We start from the raw sequence: 25,635 nt of genomic DNA, 5'->3' as shown, positions 1-25,635 counted from the left end.
GTTTAAAGGCTTTTGACTTGTGCGCCCAGCATGGGCGATAACTCTAGGGTGTAAGTCCCAAGCACGCCTTTACAGTGGGAAGTGCTAGCTGAATGCAAGGGTGTCCATCGCGAGATGGAATCTGAAGGAAGCAGTAGGCAAACTCTTGGCCTGACGGAGAGAAACTATATACAAGGCCAGAAATGTTGGATAAGGTTGCAAGTCAAACTGAAGTCCCAAACTGTACGGAAGCATGATGGTAAATATAGCAGGCAGATGAGAGGAAAGTTATCGTTCTTACCTGGGGAGATCTTATAGACATAGGGAAGTTTTTTTTTTACAGCACTATGGATTAACAATTGCTATAAGAAGTCAGCAGAGGTCGTAGTAGGTGCTGGAGAAGAGTACTGAAGGACTGAACTTAATTAAGTGAGTAGTAAATGAATTTTACCTATTAAGGGACGAATGCAGAATATATCAAATCATTTTGATAACTACCTTGGGAAGGATAGGACGGAATCCGAGAGCTACCAAGGAGTGCAGACCTTTATTGGGATAACTGAAAACAACCTCATGGAAGTACATTTAGTTCAGGGGGAGCTACTAGAGCTAATCGTAAGCCCTTCCAATATGAATCTGGCTTATAAAAGAGTCAGATCCAATAAAGGAAGCTTTGGAATAGACAAGTTGTCCACTGAGATTTTATTAGAATGGCTCTTAGAACATAAAGAGTCATTGATCAAATCGCTAGAAAGTGGGAAATACAAACCTAAGGCCGTTCGAAGAGTTGAAATACCTAAAGAGGGAGGTAGAACAAGGTCTCTTGGCATTCCTACTGTTGTAGACCGCTTAGTGCAACAAAGTATTGCCCAAATCCTAACCCCTATTTACGAGCAAGAGTTCCACTCAAGTAGTCATGGGTTTAGGCCTAAAAGAGGGTGCCATACTGCTTTGAAAGAAGTAGAAAGTCACCTTGATGACTGATACTGCTATGTAGTGGATCTAGACTTAGAGAAATTCTTTGACACTGTGAATCACAGTAGGCTTATAGAGCTACTATCAAAGAAAGTCAAAGACCCACGAGTGATATCCCTTATCCATAAGTATCTAAGGTCTGGTGTTGTTGTGGGGAACAAATTCGAAGAAAGTGTATTAGGAGTTCCTCAAGGCGGTCCTCTAAGTCCATTGTTGAGTAATATAATGCTCCACGAACTGGACAAGGAACTCGCCAGACGCGGACACCGCTTTGTACGCTACGCAGATGATTGTCTAATCTTCTGTAAAAGCAAGAGAGCATGTCTTCGTGTCAAGGAAAGTATAACTGCGTTTATTGAAAACGTATTATACTTAAGGGTAAACAAGGAGAAAACTACGGTTGGGTATATAAAAGGAAAGAAATTCCTTGGATATAGCTTCTATAACAAAAGTAAAGGGAAATGGGGGCTATGTGTACATCCAAAGAGTTATGGTAAACTCAAAGACAGGCTAAAGGAAATTACTAACCGCAGTAATGGTATGGGGTATCAAAAGATCAAGGAACTCTTAAGGTCTTACCTGCAGGGTTGGATATCCTATTTTAAACTAGCCGATATGTCAGGCAGGATTAAACGTATAGACGAATGGCTTCGATTTAGAATACGAATGTTAATATGGAAAAGCTGGAAGAAGATAAGCACTAAATACAACAATCTAAGAAAGATTGGAGTTAAAGACAACCAAGCCTACCAGTGGGCTAATACCCGAAAGGGGTATTGTCGAACTGCGCTTAGTCCAATCCTGCAAATAGCCTTAGACACACAAACTCTAAAAAAAGCTGGATATACATTTATGACTGACACCTACCAAAAATGTATCGTAAATTAAGAACCGCCTTGGTACGGATCCGTATGCCGGGTGGTGTGGAAGGTCACCTAGGGAAATAATCCCTAGGTTCCTATCCGATTTAAAGTTTCTTTTGAAACTTCTACTGGCGGAGAAAGAGGGATTCGAACCCCCGGACCTGTTACAGTCAACAGTTTTCAAGACTGCCGCATTCGACCGCTCTGCCATTTCTCCAGTATGTCGCTATCATTTTCTGATTGCGAGTGCAAATATAAGGGGTTTTTTCGATTGTGGAAATTTTTTTTTGAACTATTTACAAAGAAAATAATATCACATGTGAATACAAGGGAAACATAAGCAAAATTTAAGTGTATTTTACAAGACTACTATTTTAAATTAGAAACCGTAAAGTGTTTTTCAACAGAATCTTACCAGTTTCCAATTCTTAAATCCTATCCTTCTACTGCAATCAATAATATTTAAAAAGAACTATTTCATCCGATGCCTTGGCAGGTTTATTTCATGCTCTTAGGCAGGGGCGCGGATAATGCGGAGTGTAGTATAGAATTGAAGACTTTTCATTCCTCTATCCTAAACGATCATGAAGCTTTAAGGAAAGAGGAGGAAGGCTATACCCAAATACCACCAGTGAGAAAGTTGGACAATGGGATGATCGGCCAGAACTTAACACAGATCAGACGCGATGTGCAGGAGATTATCTATGGATGGACAAGCTTCTGGATGATCCCGCTCTGAGACATCTGGAGGTGAATAAGAAGAGATGATTTTTCAGTAAGGAATCAATTATGAAATTAGCATGTTGTAATATAGGCTTCATAATGGACAAAGAATTGTGTTTATTAATCAGAAAATTAGGTATAAATACCTAAAACTACGTTGCGTTAAAATTATATATTTGATCTGTAAAATAATCTTTTACCCTTTAAAATCTATAATTATTTTGCTTTTAAACAACTAACCCTTAAAAATGAACTAACATGAAAAAACATTACATCTTAATTGTATTATGCATTTTCTCTGTTTTTGAAATGCAGGCTCAGACGCCATCCATAAATGAGTCACAAAGCATGTCCTATATCAGCGAATCTTTTACAAAAAAAATTGATCGAAAAATCAAAAAATTGCAAGACGGTAATAGTAAATTAAAAAAGCAGATTGCGGATGGAAAAAATGCGGGCAATACGGCTGAATTTACAGCTGAAGTTGCATCTAATGACACTGAAATAGCAGCGCTTCAAAAAAAGAAAAATATATACGGAAGTGTGGATCCAAAAAAGGACTATGAGAGTAAATATAATAAAATGATAACAGACAAGCAGGATACCATAAATAGTGTATATGGTGAGAATTTAAAGAAGGATAAAATTAGTCTTGCCGAGATTGATTCCATTTATAAGTTAATTGCTAAAAAGAGACAGGAAATAGAAACTCTTCAAAGAGAACGAGATGAAAAACTGGCCGCTTTAGGAAGATTTCCATGGTTTTTCCCAACAGTTAAAAGGATAAACAGGAAAAACTTCTTTCACGATATGTACAGTAATAAAACCGATAAAACCATACTGCTGAATTCATTTGCATTAAATGGCAATAGCGATGCCTCAGCGGTGCAGACAGAAGTTGTCACTGATAACATGTGGGCTCTCAGACTTTCTTTTGGCAGTGTGCTTTCGGTTTCTAACAGTAAAAGTGATGATTCAGAAGAATCGCCGGCAGATCAAACAAAAAAAGAAACGCAGCAGGAAGCTTTCAGCCGCTTAATTAACGGAGGAGGTAACTTTTATTTAGATATGATTCTTCCAGTCTTTACAACCAATCAGAACAATGGCGACCAGATTACATTTTATGGATATGCCAATTTAAGGGGAGCAATGGATCTTGAAGGTTTCAGCAGTAATGTAAATACATCGACAGGGAATGGAACACTGGGTTTAAATGCTTATTTAGGAATTTCTTCCGATAATAAGAAATTTAATTTCTTTGTGCAGGGAAATACCAACTATACCGTCGGCACAAATGAGTTTTACAGTAATTTGGGACTGCACAATGAAAAAGCTTTTCTCAACGGAAAAATAATAGCAGGGGTCACTATGCTTAACCAGTTTAGATTATCAGCCATAATCAATGCTTTTGGAAGCGATGAGCAAATCAGAAGCAATAAAGTTGTGGTTGGCATTCAGGTACTGCCTGGCTTTTAAACATTCCTCCATACATAGAATTTTGCCGGACGGTTCATTAGCTATGTAGTTATAGTATTCAAGTTAAAGTATAAGGCTGAAAAGAGAAATGTTTTCAGCCTCTTTTTTATTGGTTTACATCAGAAACATTTTAAATGATGAGAAAATATTTAAGTTTTTCTTTGACTTCATTGAAGCACTAACCTTCATTTCATCTTTTTAGCAAACTATACAAGTCTAAAAAAATAAGAGAGTACTTTAAATACTTAAATAAAAAGAAGGTATACAGAGGAAAAAAATTAAGGGCAGGTGATCTGGAAGAGCAATTAGTTTGCTCTACTACTGCAGAATGTAGTGATAGCAGAACTTTATGATAAATCATTACAATTAAAAACAGATTCGCCTGCAAAATGGTTCATTGAATATGTCTTACCTTATTATCCAAACTAAAATACTATACCAATTAATACTGTCTTGTGCTGTCTTATGGGAGTGGTATTGTAAATTTGGCACCATTATCTTTTACTTATGGCTGCAATTTGGGTCATGATGCCTTTTTGTTATTTTTCTGCACAGCGAAAGTCCACTTTTGCACCTGATCCTTAGTTTTTTTTAACTCATGCAGCTCTAGGGGTTTTAAAGTTACTCCTTTGTCTGCTTGATCTACTTATATTTTGATTTTAAAGCTTTTTAGATCCATTACCTTAACTTTTTGTAGCAAAAAAGGTATCCACTCCAGTCTATTAATGATCCTAATAAAATATAACTTAGTGTTTTCTGGTTAAAAATAAGTTTTATAGGCTCCATTTTATTTAGGGATTAAAAGGTCAGTCTATAGTAAACCTAAAATTTTAGCTTTTTCAATTAAATCTTTATCACTTCCTTTTCCTTTTAGAAGTTGATCTTTTATGTTTGCCTTTCTTTTCTCTATTGCACTCATCGAAAGAGGAATGTAATCTGGAAGGTTTACAGTCTTTACGCCTTCTGATATTAAGATTAAAATTTGATTATCGTGATTATCCCAATTTATATTTTTTTTAAATAGTTCTCTTTGTGATTCTATTATTGTACTGCTTCTGAATATTTCTCCCTCTATAATACTTTTGCAAATTATTGGAAATAATTCAAAATTGATATCACTTTTTGATATAAATCCTTCAGGACAAATTCCTTTTATAATTTTGTCTACAGTCAAAGGCTCACTTCTCATTGTAAGAAGGACTATTTTACAATTAACAAATTTTTGTCTTATTAGAGCCGCCAAATCAATACCATTGTTAATATTTAATTCTTTGTATGGAGGCATATTAATATCAAGGAGAGCAAAATCTATATTTATATTTTGCTTTTGGTGCGAGATGATTTGGTTATAGGCATCTTCACAATTGTGGCTTTTTATAAAAGTTGGAAAATTTTCCTGAAAAACATTATCTGATAAAAGGTTAATATAACTATCCACCGTCATTGGGTGGTCATCGACGATTAAAATATTAAGACTCATATTTGTTTAATTCTATTTGAAACAAATCTAATAAATATTACGGACTTTCCGTACAATTTTAAAAATAGCATTATTTTTTAATATTAAAAAATACCAAAGATTTAATTCCTAAAATAAAAATAAAAATTACGGACTTACCGTAATGTGATTTTTTAGTTTTTACAGATGTGTTATGTGTTGATTAGTAATTAGTTAAAATGTATTTTTTTTCTGGATTAAACGAAATGTTACGGATTTACCGTACATTTTATTTTACCGTTCGTCGTTTTTTTGCTGTAGTAATAATCAACTAATAAAAAATTATGAACAGCAAAAAACTAATTTCAGGATTACTTGTTTCAATTGCAATATTAACCGCCTCATGTACCAATGATGATTACGAAATGCCGGAGATCAAAAACGGTAAATCTGAATTTTTACCAAAGGATAATTTGAAAAACGAAATTCGTACTGTAATAAAAGATTCAACCCAAATAAAAGAAACCTATGCAGACGATGATGGTGAACCAAGTAACCCAAAACCACCTAAAAAATAATTGTAAAAAAAATCTGTGATTTATTTTTAGTTTAGATGCTCTTCCATGTTTCAAAATAGTATATTTGAAACTGTTAAAAAAAATCAATTCGACATTGAAGACTCTGATCAGAATTACATTTTGTTTGTTTATATTATTTTCATTTTTTTCATGCAAAAAAAATGAAACCATCGTATTTGATAAAATTCATATTGAAAATTTATCCAAAAAAAATAAAGAACATTATCTGGATTCGATATTTGATTTATTGCAAAATAAAAAAAACGATTCAATTGTTAGAAATCTGTATTTGGATGTAGCATTACAATACTATTATCTCAACAATTTAGATAAATCTTTGTCTGTTAGCTTTAAGGCTCTGCAACTCTCTAAGCGGGCAAATGATAGTGTTAGAATAGCAAAAGCCTCTTATTATATTGGGGATTGCTATGAAAATTCAAAGAAAGACAGTGCTTATTTTTATTATCTAAAGGCCGAAAAAATATATTATAAAATAAGCGATTATGATAATGTGGGAAGAATGTTGTTTAACAAAGCCTACGTTTTATTTTATGATGGTAATTATGTAGAATGTGAAATTGAAGTTTCTAAAGCTTTACAATATTTAAAAAAATCAGGGAACCATCAATTGTTATATTCATGTTATACATTGATGGGAAATTGTTTGGAAAAACTTGTAAATTATGATGAAGCATTGAGGTATCATAATCTTGCACTTAGCGAGATAAAGAAAATGAAAATCAATGATGATGCTATTAATAATTATAGAGTAACCTCAATTATTAATATTTGTAATTTATATGATTTACATGGGCAATACTCAAAATCAATACAACAATTAGAAACTCTTGTTTCAGAGAATGATTTAAAGACAAAATGGCCTAGATTGTACGCCAATGTTTTAAGTAATCTTGCCTATTCTAAAATGAAAAGCGGAGATTATAAAAATGTTGAATCAATGTTTTCCAAGTCTCTAAAAATAGTGGATAGTATTGGAGTAAAATCCGACTTACTGTATAAGAAAATTTATATGGGACAATATTATTTAACTCAGAAAGATACAATTAAATCCATTGAAACTATAAAAGAAGCCAATGAGTTGGCAATTAAACTCAATAGCAGCAATGAAATTTTAATGTCTTATAAATTACTTTCTGAAATAGATAAAGAAAATAGCTTGCGTTATACTACAGATTATATAAAAATCAGTGATAGTATTAATGTAGTTCAAAAAAATGCTCATGAGAAGTATGCAAGAATTGAGTATGAAACTTCAAGAATTAAAGATGAAAATAAAGTTTTGACAAAGGAAAATTTTTATATTTTAATAATTTCGTTCGTATTAGTTTTACTGCTACTGGTAATTCTAATATTGAGATATTCTAAATATAAAAATAAGGAATTACAGTTTTTAAAGAAACAAAAACTAGCCAGTGAGGAAGTATATTCACTTTTGATGGAGCAGCATGAAAAAATAAACAATGCAAAAGAGAAAGAAAAATCAAAAATTGCAAAAGAACTTCATGACGGTATAATGAATAGAATTTATGGTGTTCGAATGAATCTGGGTTTTTTTAATTCTAAATGTGATCAGGAAATTATTGAAAAAAGAAAAATTTATATTTTCGAGCTCCAAAATATCGAAAATGAAATAAGAACAATATCGCACGATTTAAGCCATAGTTCTTTATTGGATGGAAATGATTTTAATCTTCTGTTATTAAATTTAATTGAAAATCAAAAGGATATCAGCAATACGCAATTTAAATATAGTAACAATGAAGATGTGGATTGGGTGGCAATACAAAATATTTATAAAATAAATTTGTACCGCATTATTCAGGAAGCTATTTTGAATATTAATAAATACGCAAATGCGGAAAATTGCGATATTAAATTTGAGAAAGAAAATAATTCTTTAAAAATGACCATTACAGATGATGGGGACGGGTTTGATATAAAAAGTAAAATAAGCGGTATTGGATTAAGTAATATGAGAGAAAGAACAGAATCTCTGGACGGACATTTTAATGTAGATTCTCAAATAGGCTCAGGCACAAAAATTGAAATAACTTTTACCATTTAAATGTTTTAGTCTTTTTAATACTTTACAGCAAAAAAAACGATATTGAATATTCAATATCGTTTTTTTTTGTTTAAAAAAGAGGCTTTCCTTTCATTTCATCTGCTTGTTGAAAATTTATTGAAAAAGTTTATTTCTGTTTAAATCCATTGTTAATGTGTTTGTTAGTTTAATTTTTATGAATGATTAGTGTTGCCTTGCAATTTGATCAGAAAAAAAAATACGCTCTTGTCAAGAAATAGGCACACCCGTAATTATTAGTTAAAAACCCCGTAATTTTTAAATAACCTATGTACCTAATTTAGCCTAAAATAATAATCATAATTGCGATTTAAAATTATTATTTGAGACTTGTACTAAAAGTTATATCTGCGAAAGATTAGTTGCAACCTGGTATAGAAAAGACAGACAATCCTCAAAAAAACATTTTAAAACCTCTAAGAATACAGAAATTGTTTTTGATCAAAATAAAAATTTAAAATTTTATGGATATGAACCACCAGCCAAATAAAAATAGTTTTAGCTCAAAATATTGGAACAAAAAAACATCAGGGAGAGAACAATTCAACGAGTCAGGTCAAAATGAAATTACTCAGAAAACTATTATTATTGATGTAGATAAAATTAATTACTTTAATAAACTTACCAATAAAAACTTAGTTGCTCAATATACTGTAATTAATGCTGTTTATTGCTTTTTGCTTAAAAGATTAGTAAACAATTTTGACGGTGCTCTTGTATCTTGCTATGAGGAGAAAAATCCTTTATTTTTTTCATTTTCAACAAATCTGAAAATGTCATTTAAAGAGTATCTTCAAAATATAAAAAATGAGATTCTTGAAACATTAGAGAATGCTGATACTGTTTTTTTGACAAATAAGGAAAATTGTAATCTAGACCGGTTTTCTAATTATGGTTTGAATTTTAACGCGACCAATCCAATAAAATGTAATGGAGTTTTACTAGACATACGATTAGATGAGATTGGTGGGATAAAAATTATAACATCTTATAAGGAAGGTTTCATAAAGGAAAATGTGTTACAGTATTTGGTTGATCATTTTACTTTTTTCATTGTAAATCTGGAGCTTTTTATCAATCTTGACTTATCTGAATATCAATTATTATCTGAAAATGAAAAACATCACATTACAGTAGATTTTAATAAAACAGCTGCAGTATTTGCGCAAGATAAAAATATTATTGATTTATTTGAGAGTCAGGTAACCAAAACTCCGGAAAATATAGCTGTTAGATATGAGGCTAAACAATTAACTTATCTGGAGTTAAATGAAAAAGCCAATCAATTTGCAAGTTACATTTCTGCTTTGCATCAAATCAATACAGGTGATATTATTGGTGTGTATTTACCTAAATCTGATTTGGGAATAGTTGCTTTTCTGGCGATTTTAAAACTAGGTGCCGTCTATATGCCAATTGATACAGATTATCCAATTGAAAGAATCAATTATTTAATACAAGACAGCGGTTTAAAGCTTCTGATCTATGCCAATACAGAAAAACCAAGCACTGATCTATGCGAATTAATCTCTGCAGATCCAATAGGGTTAGAAGCATATAACGCTAATAATCCCGATACAGTGATACTGCCTAAAGATTTAGCTTATATAATCTACACTTCTGGTTCTACAGGATTGCCAAAAGGCGTATTGGTGGAACACCAGAGTACGATAAATATGTTTTTGGATCAAATTCGATCATTTGAAATTACAGAAAAAGATGCTATCGTATGGTTTGCCTCGGTTTCCTTTGATGCTTCAATATCAGAGATTTTAATGACCTTGAACAGCGGTGCTACCTTGTGCATTCCTTCAAAGGACACCATCAAAGAAAAAAAACAATTTGTAAGTTTCTTAAAAGAGACTAACGCCACTGTTGTAACTTTCCCGCCAAGTTATTTAGAATTACTCTCTGATACTGATATCTCAGGGCTAAGATGTATTATAACAGCCGGGGAATCTGCCAATACCCTTAAAGCGCTAAGCGTGACAGCACTTGGAATCGATTACTACAATGCCTATGGCCCTACAGAATGTACAGTTTGTGTCTCTATATACAAAGTAACTGGAAATGATTTAGACAAATCGATTATCCCAATAGGCAAACCCATTGCCAATACCCAGGTTTATATATTAGATGAAGAATTGCAGCCTTTACCAATTGGTGTTTCGGGAAAAATATATGTTTCCGGAGCTGGTTTGACAAGAGGATATTTGAATAAACCAGAACTTACAAATGAAAAGTTTATTTCAAATCCATTTATTGAAGGATCGCAAATGTATGATACCGGAGATCTGGGTTATTGGTTGGCAGATGGTATGATAGAGTTTTTAGGCAGAAAAGATCATCAGGTAAAACTACATGGTTTTAGAATTGAACCAGGGGAAATTGAAAGCACAATTTTGCAGTATTCCAATACTATTAAACAGGTTGTTGTTGCCCTAACAGAGCACAATGAGCAAAAAGTTCTGGCCGCTTATCTGGTAGCCGATACCATTATAGATAAGTCAGCCTTACGTGATTTTCTTAAAAACAGATTACCAGAATATATGGTTCCCGGGTTTTATATAGCATTAGAAAAATTGCCTGTAACAACTAATGGTAAAATAGATAAGAAATCGCTCCCTGCAATAAATTTCGAGACTATTATCAGAAAACAATATAGGGCTCCAGGCAATAAAATTCAAGAAGATTTAGTAGCAATATGGGAAGAAGTTTTAGGTATTGAAAAAGTAGGTATTACAGACGATTTCTTTGAATTAGGGGGACATAGCTTAATTGTAGGACAGGTAATTAACAGAATAAACCAGTCTTTAGGAAAAACAATATCATTTAAAACTTTTTTTTCTAGCCCTACTGTAGAAAAAATAAGCTTGCAGTTAAACAACAGCAGTTATCTTGCAATTCCCAAAGCGCCAGAAGCACCATCTTATCCTCTAACTGCTTCTCAAAACAGGCTTTGGTTACTAAGCCAGATAGAAGAGGGGTCTTTAGCATATAATATGCCGGGAACTGTAAACTTTTATGGGGATGTGGATAGTGATAAGCTGGAAGAGGCATTTAGACTTCTGATAAATCGTCATGAAATTTTAAGAACTTATTTTAAAGCAAATCAGCAAGGAGACGTTGAGCAATTTATCTTACCTGCACAAGAGGTAAATTTTAGCATAAGCACAGAAGATTATAGTGTAGTTACAAATCAGCAACAAGCAATCTCTAATTACTTAGAGACTAAAAACAGTATTGGATTTAACTTAGAAAATGCCCCTTTGCTAAGAGCTTCCCTGATTAAATTAAACGATAAAAACCACTTGTTTTTCTTATCCCTGCACCATATCATTGGTGATGGATGGACAGTACAGTTAATAATGTCTGAAATTGTAAAAACCTACAATGCCTTAAAGCAAGGTAATGAGATCAATTTACCAGAATTAAAAATTCAATACAAGGACTATGCCTTATGGATTAATGAAGCGCTAGGAGAAGAAAAATACCAAGCATCTGAAAAGTATTGGTTAAAACAATTTTCTGATCAAATACCGGTATTAGACTTGCCAGGTGTAAAAACACGTCCGTTAATTAAAACCTACAATGGAAACACGATTAAACATACTTTTGGGCAAAATTTTTTAGATAAAGTAAAGAAATTTTCTGCAAATCAGGATGTAACTTTATTTATGACTTTAATGTCTGCTGTAAATGCATTATTGTACAGATATACTGGCCAGGAAGATATAATCATTGGAACCCCTATAGCAGGAAGGGAACATCCTGATTTAGAAAATCAATTGGGACTGTATTTAAATACGGCTGCTATTAGAACAAACATAAAAGAAAAAATCAATTTTTCAGATTTAACCACAGCGCAAAAAGAAACGCTCTTAAGTGCTTACGATCATCAAAATTATCCTTTTGATGTCCTGGTAAGCAAATTAAATATAAAAAGAGATACAAGCAGATCTCCTTTATTTGATGTTTTGGTGGTATTGCAAAATCAGGGACAGTTAAAAAATATAAATACCGAAGAATTCTCAGAGATCACAATTAGTAATTTTGATTTTAATTACAAAACTTCTCAGGTCGATATTAGTTTTAGGTTTGTTGAAACCAGTGGACTGGATCTTGAAATAGAGTATAATACAGATTTATATGAAAGTTCTCTTATCGAAAGAATTTTTAATCATTTTGAAAACCTTCTTATTAAATTAATAGAGCAGCCTTTACTGCCTATTGATCAGATAGATTATTTAACAGATAAGGAAAAGCACCAATTATTATTTGATTTTAATAATACAGACCTTGCCTACCCAAGGGATAAAACAATAATCGATTTGTTTGAAGAGCAAGTACTTCAAACACCTGATAAAACAGCGGTTATATTTGAAGATGTTCAATTAACTTATCGCCAATTAAACGAACAATCAAACCAATTAGCGGCTTACCTAATAGAGAATTATGCCATTGAAGCTAATGATTTGGTTGGTATAAAGTTAGAGAGAAGCGAAAGGATGGTAGTGGCTGTTTTTGGAATTTTAAAATCCGGAGGCGCGTATGTTCCTATTGATGTTAGCTATCCTCAGGACAGAATCGATTATATAGTGAAAGATGCCAATCTTAAGATTTGTATTGATGAGAATGAAATGGATCAATCCAGATCGAAGCAAAAAAGTGATGTAAAACCCTCGGTTCAGGTAAGTTTAAATCATTTGGCCTATTGTATTTATACCTCGGGATCTACCGGAAAACCAAAAGGAGTATTGAATCACCATGCTGGTTTATACAACAGATTACTTTGGATGAAATCATATCTGGAGGTGAACGATGGGCAAGTTTTTCTTCAAAAAACCCCTTATACTTTTGATGTTTCAGTATGGGAACTAATCCTGCCTTTTATTACCAAAAGCACTCTTGTTGTTGCAAAACCCCAAGGGCATAAAGATGTAGCCTATTTACAGCAAGTAATCGATAAAGAGCAGGTTACAATAATTCATTTTGTACCTTCAATGCTGGGGTCATTTTTAGAGAATGTAGAAAAAGGAAAAGCAAATTCTCTACAAGATATTGTTTGCAGCGGCGAGGAACTAACTATTACCACTGCACAGCAATGCAAAGAAAAATTTCCTGCAGCGCAGTTACATAATCTATATGGTCCAACCGAAGCGGCAATTGATGTCACGGCTATAAATTTAAGTGCGGTAGACCTCACTAAGGAAGGTGTAAGTATTGGTAAACCAATAGCCAACACAAAAATATATATTGTTAATAATTCGCTAATACTGCAGGCTTTTGGAGTTCCTGGAGAATTATTAATATCAGGAATACAAGTAGCAAGAGGTTATTTGAATCTTCCCGAACTCACACAAGATCGGTTTATAGCAGATCCTTTCAGAGAGGGGTATCAGGTGTATCGTACAGGCGATATTGCACAATGGCGCTCAGATGGTTCTATCCAGTATTTAGGAAGAATTGATAATCAGGTTAAAATAAGAGGTAACAGAATCGAGCTGGGAGAGGTAGAAAATGCCATTGCATCTTATGGTAATGTACAGCAGGTAGTTGTAATGGCCAAAGAATTAAACTCAGAAAAAGTCCTGACAGCCTATATAGTTACAGATCAGGTTTTGGATAAAACAGCCCTTAGAGATTTCCTTCAGGGCATACTTCCAGATTATATGGTTCCTGGATTTTATATTTCATTGCCCTATTTTCCGTTAACTTCAAGTGGAAAAATCGACCGCAAAGCACTTCCTGAAATTTCATCAGAAGATGTTGTTCGTAAATCCTATGTGGCACCGGTGAGCAGGCTGGAGAAAAAAATCGTTTTGATCTGGCAGGATGTATTAGGACTTGAAAAAATTGGTGTTACGGATAATTTCTTTGAACTTGGCGGACACAGTTTGATTGTATCACAAACAATTAACAGAATTCACAAACAATTAGGTAAAACCATATCTTTTAAAGCTTTTTTTACAAATCCTACTATAAAAGGTGTTAGTAATCAGCTAACTGAAAATCAATATACTCCAATATCAAAAGCAATGCAAAATGCCTCTTATCCTTTAAGTGCATCACAGAGCAGATTATGGATTTTAAGCCAGCTTGAAGGCGGATCTTTAGCCTATAACATGCCAGCTGCTGTTAAATTGAGTGGTGTTATTGATGTTGCAAAATTTGAGGAATCATTTAAAATACTCATTAATCGTCATGAAATCTTAAGAACCACTTTTAAAATAAATGAGCAGGATGAAGTTGGTCAGTATATTATTGGCACAGATGATATAGCATTCAAAATTGATCAACAGGATTTTTCTTTACAAGAAGATAAAAATCAAAAGGTTCAAAATTACCTTAAGGCAGAACTCAATACACCATTTAATTTAGAAGTTTTTCCTCTGATAAGAGCGTCTTTACTTCAAATCGAACCACAACAATCCATATTCTTTTTATCTCTTCATCATATCATTGGTGATGGATGGTCAATTGAGATTATAATATCAGAAATTGTAAAAATATACAATGCATTATTACAGGATAAAGAGATTGGTTTACCAGTTTTAGACATTCAGTACAAGGATTATGCGCTATGGCTTACAAAGGAATTAGGACAGAAAAAATACCAGCTATCAGAACAGTACTGGCTTGAGGAATTTAAGGGTGAACTACCGGTACTGGACTTACCAAGCTTTAAAACACGTCCGTTGATTCAATCCTACAATGGAGATCATATAACACATGAGTTTCCTGCTTTATTTTTAGAGCGTCTTCAGGTTTTTTCAAATCAGTGTGATGTTACTTTATTTATGACACTAATGGCGGGTATAAATGCTTTGTTACACCGTTATACAGGTCAGCATGATATTATTATAGGTACTCCCATTGCAGGCAGGGAGCATCCGGATTTAGAAAATCAGATAGGACCTTACCTAAATACACTTGCTATTAGAACGCAATTAAATGAACAAACCAGCTTTTTGGATTTGCTCGAAATTCAAAAAATAAAATTATTAAACGCTTATGATCATCAAAATTATCCTTTTGATGCCTTAGTAAACAAATTAAATTTAAAAAGAGATACAAGGCGTTCTGCTTTATTTGATGTTTTGGTTGTACTTCAAAATCAGGAACAATTACGCAATATTAATACCGAAGAACTTTCTGGCATTGCAATTACTGATTATGAATTTAAAAGCGATATTTCACAATTAGACATTAGTTTTACTTTCACGGAAAGTGAAACATTAAACTTAACAATAGAGTATAATACAGATATCTATGACAGCTATTTGATAGAAAGAATATTTGTCCATTTAGAGAATCTTCTTTCCACACTAATAGATCATCCCAAAGCATTAATACAGGAAATTGATTATTTAACAATCGATGAAAAGCAAAATTTACTTGTTGATTTTAATAGTACGGAAATAATTTATTCTAAAGATAAAACCATTGTGGATTTGTTTGAAGAACAAGTTCAGAGAACGCCCGATGCTATGGCTGTTATTTTTGAAAAAACAGAATTAACCTACAGGGAGCTTAATGAAAAATCGAATCAACTGGCACATTACCTCAGAGCGAATTTTCAAATTGCATCAGATGATTTAATTGGGATCAAGCTCGATAGAAGCCAACGCATGATTATCACCATTTTAGCCATATTAAAAGCAGGGGCTGCTTACGTGCCAATAGACATTAATTATCCACAGGAAAGAATCGATTATATTGAAAGGGACAGTAATTGCAAAGACGTATTAGATGAAACAAGGCTGGATGAATTTGAGCAAATAAAAGACAATTATCCTAAAACAAACATTGGCAGAATTACTCAGCCCCATGATTTGGCATATGTAATTTACACTTCTGGAACGACCGGAAATCCAAAAGGAGTGATGGTAGAGCATTTTAGCGTAGTGAGTATTTGTGAAAACTGGAAAACACATTATGCCCTAAATCAAATAGAGGTTAATTTATTACAGCTTGCAAGTATATCATTTGATGTTTTTGTAGGAGATATTTGCCGCTCGATATTAACCGGAGGTAAAATGATCATTTGTTCAAATGACATAAAATTAAATCCCGAGCACTTGTATGAATTAATGCACGAGCAAAAAATTTCCATTTTAGAAGGTACGCCAAGTCTTTTATTGCCATTAATGGAATATATCAATAGTGAGAATAAAGACTACAGTTTCTTTAAAATATTAATTTTTGGTTCCGATAGCTTTAATAACCAGGATTATAATGCATTAAAAGATAAATTAGGCAACTCTATTAGAATTATTAACAGTTATGGGGTGACCGAAGCGACAATTGACTCTACTTATTATGATGATTATAAAAAAGATTTAAATGGCTTTACACCCATTGGAAAACCATTTTCTAATACAAAAATAATTATACTTGATTCTTTTGGTAATTTAGTTCCTTCAGGAGTTTATGGTGAGGTTTATATAGGAGGCGACGGTTTGTCAAGAGGGTATTTTAATAACCCTGATTTAACGGCTCAAAAATTTGTTACCAGCCCCTTTGAAAGCACTGAGAAGCTTTATAGAACCGGAGATATGGGACGCTGGTTTTCAGATGGAAATATTGATTTTATTGGCAGAAAAGATAATCAGGTTAAGATACGAGGCTATCGAATTGAATTAGGTGAGGTTGAGAATGCACTGCAGCAAAAAGAAAATATTGAGTCTTGTGTAGTTTTAGCTAAAAGTGACGTTTCGGCAGAAAAATATCTTGTGGGGTATGTAGTGAGTAAAGAAGAGCAAAAAGTAGCTGATTTAATAGCACATTTACAGCATATTTTGCCTAATTATATGGTACCGTCTTATTTTGTTCAGATAGATACTATACCCTTGACTCCAAATGGAAAAATTGATCGAAATGCATTACCAAGTCCCAAAGATTCAAGAATTTCATTGTCGAGAGAATATGTTGCTGCGAAAAATGATCTGGAGCAAAGACTGGTAAGAATTTGGGAGCAGGTATTGGGAATTGAAAAAATTGGAATTAAAGATGATTTTTTTGAATTAGGAGGCCACAGTTTGAGCGTTACAAAATTATTGAATAACATCAACAGAGAATTTGAAGTAAAAATCAGTTTCAAGGAAATATTCTCTAATATGATTCTTGAAGATCAGTTGAAATTGATTGTCCAATCAAAAAAGTCATCTTATAAGAGTATTTCCAAAGCTCAGGAACAATCAGGCTATCCGTTATCTTCTTCTCAACGTCGCTTATGGCTTTTAAGTCAATTCGAAGGTGGAAATACAGCATACAATATGCCAAGCATTTTTGAGATTAAAGGTGATTTTTCAGTACCGCATTTAGAAAAGGCTTTCAAAGACCTGATTAACCGACATGAATCATTGCGAACTGTATTTAAAGAAAGCGAAGATGATGTTAGGCAAATTGTACTGAATGCAGATCAAGTTAATTTCCAATTAAAGTATGAAAATCTAAGTGAAGCAGAAAACGCATTAGAAAATTTAAATACTATTATTGAGAAAGAAACAGGACATACTTTTGACTTGTCTTCAGATTTATTAATTCGTTCCAAAATAGTAAAAACAGCTCCTGAAAACTATACATTTATTTGTGTAATGCATCATATTATAAGTGATGGATGGTCATTGGAGGTAATAATAAATGAATTGTTTGTACTCTATGATGCTAATAAAAAAGAGCGCCAACATGGATTAGCAGAACTAAAATTGCAATATAAAGATTTTGCAGTCTGGCAGCAAGATCAATTACAAAGTGAAGCAATCCATGCCCATAGATCTTATTGGTTAAAAAAATTCAATACTGAAGTACCGGTACTAAATTTACCAACCTATCAGGTGAGACCAACCATTAAAACCTATGCAGGAAAATCCCTTTCTAAGAGCTATGATCAACAACTGCTTAAAAATTTCAGTACGTTATGTCTCTCGCAGGGAACAACTTTGTTTATGGGATTACTTGCAACTGTAAATACCTTGATTTATAAATATACCGATCAGGTTGATATAATAGTAGGAACTCCAATAGCAGGAAGAGAAGACGATGAATTGCAAAACCAAATTGGTTTGTTTGTCAATACATTAGCTTTAAGAACCCAATTTGATGCCAAATCTAATTTTAAAGAATTATTAGCAAAAGTAAAAGAAGTTACCCTGGGAGCCTACGAACATCAAATTTATCCATTTGATGAAATAGTAGAACAATTACCATTAAAAAGAGATATGAGTCGTAATCCATTATTTGATGTAATGGTGGCGTTTCAAAATACAGATAATCTTAAAGTTAATCTTAATGAACTGGGCGATTTTACCATAAAAGAATATAAAACGAACCGAAATAATATTAGCAAGTTTGATCTTGAATTCATTTTTGAAGAGACTCTAAATGGGATGGATCTGGTACTGATATACAATACTGATCTGTATAAGGAAGAATTCATCAGCAATATTCTCAATCACTTTGAAGTACTTTTAAAAAGTATCGTCTCTGAGCCTCAGTGTGCTTTAAGTTTATTGGATTACCTTAAAGAGGCCGAACTAAAAGAGCTTTTGGTAGACTTCAACAATACAAATGCTGTATATCCAAAAAACAAAACAATTTTGGATTTGTTCGAAAAACAAGCAGAAAATTTGCCACAGAAGCAAGCCTTAAAAGATGATCTTATTTCCTATTCATATGAAGAATTAAATCAAGTATCCAATCGTATCGCCCAATATCTAACGCATCATTATGGCGATATAAATCAATCTCCAATTGCAGTATTATTAGATCGATCTGCCACTATGGTAGCCCTTTTACTAGGAATATTAAAAGCAGGAAGAGCATATATTCCGCTAGATCCTAATTTTCCAAAAGAGCGTTTACGCTACATTATTGCAAATAGTGAAGTAGAGATGATTATAAGTGAAAATAATTACAACATAGAGCAACCCGAAGGAATCACAGTACTTAATTTAGAAAACATTTTGTCTGGAATAGGGGCATTTAATGGAGATAAATTAAAAAGAATTTCTCCTGAAGATACTGCATACATAATTTATACATCAGGTTCTACGGGAAATCCAAAAGGAGTTGAGATAGGGCATGAGTCGCTGCTTAATTTCCTTACCAGCATTCAAAATAAGCCGGGAGTTGTCGCAACAGATCTCTTATTTTCCGTAACAACCTATTCCTTTGATATTTCTATTTTGGAATTTTTTGTACCCTTAATTTCAGGCGCGACACTTTACATTGCCAGTAACGAAGTCCTACAGGATTCGAATTTGATAATACAAAGATTAGAAGACTTAAAACCCACTATAATTCAGGCTACACCGAGTTTTTATCAAATGCTGTTTAATGCAGAGTGGACTGGAGATGATAAGCTGAAAGTACTCTGCGGAGGTGATTTATTAAGTGAAGCCCTGGCAGAGAAAATGATCAGCAGTTCTATGGAAGTCTGGAATATGTACGGTCCAACAGAAACGACCATTTGGTCGAGTATAAAAAGAATCCTTTACAAAAAACAAGCATCCAACATTGGTAAACCAATCCACAATACGCAGTTCTACATCCTGGATCAGTTTTTACGACCAAAACCTGTTGGAACCCTAGGAGTCATTTATATTGGAGGAGATGGATTGGCAAAAGGATATTATAAAAATCAAGAGTTAACAGAGGCAAAATTTATTAAAAACCCATTTTCTAATACGGATTTGATATACGAAACAGGAGATGTAGGAAAGTGGAATGCTAAAGGGGAAATCGAATTTTTAGGCAGAAATGATAATCAGGTAAAAATTAGAGGATACAGAATAGAATTAGGTGAAATAGAAAATGCCTTATTAAAAATACCTTTCATTGATGCTGCAGTTGTCATGGTTAAGGTAGATGCAAATGGCAATCAGCTACTATTGTCATATTTGATTAGTAAGCTGGATTTAAAAGGCTTGAATATTAAATTACACCTAAAAGAATTTTTGCCGGATTATATGATCCCTGCATTTTATATTCAACTGGAGAATATGCCTTTAACACCAAATGGTAAAATTGACAGAATATCACTCCCAAGCCCACAAGACATGGAATTGATTTCAATTGTTGAGTATATGCCGGCAAGAAACCAGACAGAAGCAAAGCTCATTAAGATTTGGATTGAAGTTTTAGGAATTCAGAGAATTGGAGTTAAAGACAACTTTTTTGAACTCGGAGGAAATAGTTTAAATGCCACCCGATTGATTGGTTTGATATTGAAACAATTCGAATTGAGAATTTCTATAACAGACTTATTTAAGAATTCAGTCTTAGAGGAGCAAGCCGCACTTATTGACACCATTCATTTATCTGCCGTAGTGAGTTTTAGCCCATATGAGGATGATGCAGATGTAGAAATATTTTCAATATAAATTTTAAATAACTAACCAAATAATGGCCCTGCGCCATTATACCAGAAAGTTCAATTATCATGAAACAAAAATTAACCATACTATTCATATTAATAAATACTGTTTTGCTGGCTCAGAATAGTGATTCAAAAATTACAGGAAAGGTGACTAATCCCGATCATATTGCTGTTGAATATGCCGAGATAATTCTAATAAATAAAGATTCATTAGCAGTAAAAAGTGAACTTACAGATCAAAATGGAATTTTTACAGTAACGGCAGCCCGTGGATGGTATAAATTACAAATTCGTAGAGGCAGCAAAATTATTTTCACTAATTCTATCGAATTAAATCAGGATATAAATCTGGGCAATATTGAGCTAGAGGATATAAACCAATTGAAAGCAGTTAACATAATTAGCAAAAAAAAGCTGGTAGAGAGAAAAGTAGACCGACTGGTTTTTAATGTCGAAAATTCAATCAATGCATCAAGTGGCGATGCCATCGATGTGCTAACTGTAACTCCCGGAATTCGTGTAGTGAATGATAAAATTGCCATTATCGGAAAAAGTAATGTGGCCGTTATGATCGATGACAAAATTGTACAGCTAACAGATGAAGCTTTGGCAAATTATTTAAAATCGATTCCGTCTGATGCAATAAAAAGTATCGAAGTAATTGCAATGCCACCTTCTAAATATGAAGCAACAGGAAACAGCGGCTTATTGAATATAAAATTAAAGAAAGCTAAAAAGGATTCCTGGAATGCATTAATAGGATCCAGTTACACACAGCGAAAATATGGCGATGGTTCTGTAATGGGCAGTTTTACTTATAATAAAAACAAGGTAAGTATCTCCTCAGGGCTTAATTACAGAGAAGGAACCAGATATATTGAACAAGATGATTATGCCCATTTTCCGGATGGATTATGGTATACAAGTTCACCATTTAAAAAGAAGGGGGAGATATTTAATGGAAATTTAAATATTGAATATAAGGTTTCGCCAAAGTGGGTCATTGGAAGTCAATTCCTGATCAATAGTAACAATATTAAAGTTACAGACAGTCCTTATACACCGGTTTATGATTATACAACCAATGCTATAATAAGTTCTTTAAAGTCCGATGGAAAGGTGAGTCAAAATCCGGATATCATCTCCTTAAATCTTTACAATGAATTTAAAATTGATACAACCGGAAAAAAAATCACATTGAACCTTGACTATTTTAATTATAACATTATTGATAGTAAAGGCTATAACGGGATATCTATTGTCGAGAATCCTTTTTCGCAACAATATTATGCCGGAATAAATAATAATAATCAGGATATCAGAAATTTATCCGGTAAACTAGATGTTGACTTTCCTGTAAAATGGGCTGTGTTGAGCTTTGGAGGAAAAATTTCAAATTCAAAGGCAAGTAATGACATTTTTTCATTCAATAGCGGTTTAGTTAATGATCCTGTTACAGCTCTTCCGGTGGTAAAACAGCAATTTGAATATACTGAAAATGTACAGGCACTTTACTTTTCAGGAAATAAAAAATTTAATAAAAAATGGGAAGGTCAGTTTGGCTTAAGGATGGAAGCCACCCAGACTACAACCTTTGCAGCAAGCCTTGAACAGACCAATAAAAATAATTATATTAAATTTTTCCCAACCGCTTACATCACTTTTGCAGCAAATGACAATTCTACATTTAGCCTGAGTTATAGTAAAAGGATTGTCAGGCCTTCATTTTATGAGCTAAATCCGAATCTCTATTTTGTAAATCCTTTTCAGACTATTGAAGGCAATCCGTTTCTGCAACCTGCATTTGTAGATAATTTAGAACTAACCTATACGTATAAAAATTTAGAAAGTAAGCTCTATTTCAGTTATGAAGATAATTTATTTTCCCAGATTCCAATAGCAGATCCGGATACCAATTTTATTCGATTTACGAACGAAAATTATATCAATACCAGAAAATGGGGAATTTCTGAGAATTATGTGTATGATAAATTTAAATGGTGGATGAGTAATAATGCCCTGGATTTAAATTATGCCAATTCTACCTCTGATTTGCCTTTTGCTCCGGCACGGAAAGGATTTAATTCCAGAATTTCTACCAGCAATGATTTTGTATTAAACAAGGATAAAACCTGGCTGCTAAATTTAAATTATTGGTACAGTTTTCCAGGAATAGACGGAATTTATAAAAATGGGGCTATGAGCTCTACTTCATTGAGTATTCAATATCTCTTGTTAAATAAAAATTTAAAATTTCTACTAAGAGCAAGTGATTTATTTAAAACACAAAAAGTGACAGGAAATTCAACGGTAAATGGTGTTTACCAAAATTTCAAATACTATTATGATACGCAATCTATCATGCTATCGGTGAACTATAAGTTTGGTAATAACAATATTAAGGCCAGACAGAGAAAAACAGGTAATGAAGAGGAAAAAGGCAGAACAGGAAATTAATAAGACCAGAACAAATGCAAGCACTACTTAAAAAACTAAATAAAATCAATGTAAAAATTGATTTAGTAGATGAAAAACTAAATATTCAGGCACCTAAGGGTGTGGTGACCGAAGATTTGTTAAATGAAATTAAATTACATAAAAGTGAGTTAATCAGATTCATTGCCTTGTATAAAAATGAAAATGATACAACTTCAGTAATTCCAAAAGCGCCCAAACAATCCAGTTATGAATTGTCTTCTTCTCAAAAGAGAATGTGGTTGCTAAATCAATTTGAGAAAGAAAGCATTATTTATAATATGCCAGGTGTTTTTGAGCTGAAAGGATTTCTGTCCATTAATTTCCTTGAAAAAGCTTTTTTAGCCCTTATTGAACGCCATGAATCTTTAAGAACATCCTTTGAAGAAAATGATCTTGGAGAAATCAGACAAGTTATATTAGATATTGAGCATGTTAAATTTCAATTGCAATATGAAGAAGTTCTTCATCAGGAAAATAATTTAGAGAAATTAAAATCAATAATTGAGGCTGAAACTAATTTTTCTTTTGATTTATCATCAGATGCGCTGCTTCGTGCCAAATTAATAAAAACATCTCACGACACTTATACTTTTGTTTGTGTAACGCATCATATTATTAGTGATGGCTGGTCATCGGAAGTGATGATAAATGAATTGTTTACTTTGTATGATTTTTATGCTAATGATTTGGTACTTCCACTTGATCCTTTGCAAATACAATATAAAGATTATGCGGTATGGCAGCAAAATCAGTTAAAACAAAAGAGTAATGATATCCATAAAAACTATTGGGGAGAAAAATTTGCTGGAGATCTACCAATATTAGATTTACCGGGCTATCAGTCTCGTCCGGTTGTAAAAACATATAACGGAAACTTCATAATACAAAATATTAGTACTGATCTTTACAGAGAATTTCAAAACCTTTGCAAGTCTCAGGACAGTACATTATTTATGGGACTCTTATCGGTTATCAATGTATTATTATATAAATATACACAACAAAGCGATATCATAATTGGAAGTCCGATAGCAGGAAGAGAGTATGCAGAATTGCAAAATCAAATAGGGGTTTATGTCAATACTCTGGCTTTAAGAACAGAGTTCGATGGTAATGATAATTTTAAAGCCATTTTGACCAACGTTAAAAAAATAGTACTCGATGCTTACGAACACCAGGTTTATCCTTTTGACGAATTGGTAGAAAAGCTTGCTATAAAAAGAGACATAAGCCGTAACCCTTTGTTTGATGTGGTGGTGACGCTTCAAAATAAAGGTAATTCTGGTCAGTTATTGCAAACTAACTCCTTACAGATAAAAGAACTTCAACTCGAAGAAAATACCATAAGCAAGTTTGATTTAGAATTTGCATTTCAGGAAAATGAAGATCAATTAAGTTTAGCCATTACCTACAATACAGATATTTATAATTATGATTTTGTAAAAGCTATTCTGAGTCATTTTTCTGTTCTCTTAGAAGATATTGTTAAACATCCTATAATTTCTGTACAATCATTAAACTATCTCACATCAGCCGAGAAACGCACATTATTATATGACTTTAATGATACTTATGTTGATTACCCTGTTGACAAGACTATCATAGAGTTGTTTGAAGAACAAGCCGCTAAAACTCCTGATAATATTGCCGTTGTATTTGAAAATAATACACTTACTTATCAAGAGCTAAACCAAAAAGCCAATCAGATAGGGAACTACTTAAGAAATAACTACAACATTCAAGCAGATGATTTTATAGGTATAAAGTTGCAGAGAGGCAGCAACTTGATTGTTGCTATACTGGGAGTATTAAAATCAGGAGCTGCTTACATCCCAATTGATCCATCATATCCTAAGGACAGGATTGATTATATTGAAAGTGATAGTAACATTAAGCTATTAATTGATCAAACAGAAGTAGAACTGATCTATAGTGAGATCGGGAAATATTCTAAATTAAATATTGAAAAAATTAATTATTCTCATGATTTGGCCTATGCCATATATACTTCTGGAACAACCGGAAATCCAAAAGGAGTCTTAATAGAGCATAAAAGTCTAATTAATTTATGCCATTGGCACATTACCGAATTTGACATTACAGCGTTTAGTAAAAGCACATTGTTCTCAGGTGTTGGCTTTGATGCATCTGTATGGGAAATATTCCCTTATTTAATTAAAGGAAGTTCTTTGTTTCCTATTAACGATCAGGGAATCCGATTTAATTCGGAAAAACTCGTAGATTTTTATCAGAATCACAACATTTCACATAGCTATGTGCCAACAGCAATTTGTAACGATCTTATCAATAGAGATCTTGCCCTTGCTAACATTAAGCTTTTAGTTGGGGGAGAGGCATTAGTAATTAATAAACAAACAAAATTAGAAATATACAATAATTATGGACCAACTGAAAATACAGTTGTAAGTACCTCTTGGAAGGTAGATACCAATAAAACAGGCGTTATCCCTATTGGAAGCCCTGTTTCAAATACTCAAATTTATATTTTAGACGAGCAAAAACAGCCATTGCCTATAGGTGTTTCAGGAAAAATATATGTTTCAGGTGCCGGTATTGCTAGAGGGTATTTAAATATGCCGCAACTAACAGCAGAGAAATTTGTTACGAACCCTTTTGTA

At 33.0% G+C, this 25,635-nt stretch carries 8 protein-coding genes, 1 tRNA gene and 1 pseudogene; 8 read left to right on the top strand and 2 right to left on the bottom strand.

Annotation, left to right across the window (positions count from 1 at the left end; genetic code table 11):
* Window positions 1–444 precede the first annotated feature (444 nt).
* Window positions 445–1,380: pseudogene (gene ltrA / locus IRZ78_RS26450) on the top strand (group II intron reverse transcriptase/maturase); the annotation flags it as partial.
* A complete protein-coding gene (locus IRZ78_RS26445; RefSeq protein WP_347349846.1) occupies window positions 1,363–1,842 on the top strand; it encodes a group II intron maturase-specific domain-containing protein in 480 nt (159 codons plus the stop codon). The pseudogene ltrA and the gene IRZ78_RS26445, both read left to right, overlap by 18 nt.
* Before the next feature lie 104 nt (window positions 1,843–1,946).
* On the opposite strand, the gene IRZ78_RS23125 is transcribed toward IRZ78_RS26445, so the two are convergent.
* Window positions 1,947–2,034 (bottom strand) — tRNA-Ser (locus IRZ78_RS23125).
* Window positions 2,035–2,798: 764 nt separating this feature from the next.
* Between IRZ78_RS23125 and IRZ78_RS23120 the strand changes: the two genes are divergently transcribed.
* Window positions 2,799–4,016 (top strand): hypothetical protein, encoded by a 1,218-nt coding sequence (locus IRZ78_RS23120; RefSeq protein ID WP_194619399.1) that lies wholly within the window; start codon window positions 2,799–2,801, stop codon window positions 4,014–4,016.
* An 811-nt stretch (window positions 4,017–4,827) separates the two neighbouring features.
* Here the strand turns inward: IRZ78_RS23120 and IRZ78_RS23115 are convergent.
* Window positions 4,828–5,496 carry a response regulator gene (locus IRZ78_RS23115; protein ID WP_194619397.1) on the bottom strand — a complete coding sequence of 223 codons (669 nt, stop codon included), beginning with the start codon at window positions 5,494–5,496 and terminating at the stop codon, window positions 4,828–4,830.
* A gap of 302 nt (window positions 5,497–5,798) precedes the next feature.
* On the opposite strand from IRZ78_RS23115, the gene IRZ78_RS23110 reads away from it, so the two are divergent.
* The 5 genes from IRZ78_RS23110 to IRZ78_RS23090 all read left to right on the top strand — a co-directional run.
* Window positions 5,799–6,032, top strand: coding sequence for a hypothetical protein (locus IRZ78_RS23110; RefSeq protein WP_194619395.1), 234 nt, complete (start codon window positions 5,799–5,801; stop codon window positions 6,030–6,032).
* 64 nt (window positions 6,033–6,096) lie between these two features.
* Window positions 6,097–8,118: a tetratricopeptide repeat-containing sensor histidine kinase gene (locus tag IRZ78_RS23105; RefSeq protein WP_194619393.1), complete on the top strand. Its 2,022-nt coding sequence runs from the start codon at window positions 6,097–6,099 to the stop codon at window positions 8,116–8,118.
* Window positions 8,119–8,606: 488 nt separating this feature from the next.
* Window positions 8,607–20,522 carry a non-ribosomal peptide synthetase gene (locus tag IRZ78_RS23100; RefSeq protein ID WP_194619391.1) on the top strand — a complete coding sequence of 3,972 codons (11,916 nt, stop codon included), beginning with the start codon at window positions 8,607–8,609 and terminating at the stop codon, window positions 20,520–20,522.
* Between the two features lie 59 nt (window positions 20,523–20,581).
* Window positions 20,582–22,975 (top strand): outer membrane beta-barrel family protein, encoded by a 2,394-nt coding sequence (locus IRZ78_RS23095; protein WP_194619389.1) that lies wholly within the window; start codon window positions 20,582–20,584, stop codon window positions 22,973–22,975.
* A gap of 14 nt (window positions 22,976–22,989) precedes the next feature.
* The coding region (locus IRZ78_RS23090) for a condensation domain-containing protein (RefSeq protein WP_194619387.1) at window positions 22,990–25,635 on the top strand (2,646 nt) is incomplete at its 3' end.

The organism is Flavobacterium sp. CSZ (genome assembly GCF_015350725.1).
Classification (GTDB): Bacteria; Bacteroidota; Bacteroidia; order Flavobacteriales; family Flavobacteriaceae; genus Flavobacterium.
Note: the sequence above shows the minus strand (reverse complement) of the source record. Positions and strands in the feature narration are given on the sequence as shown.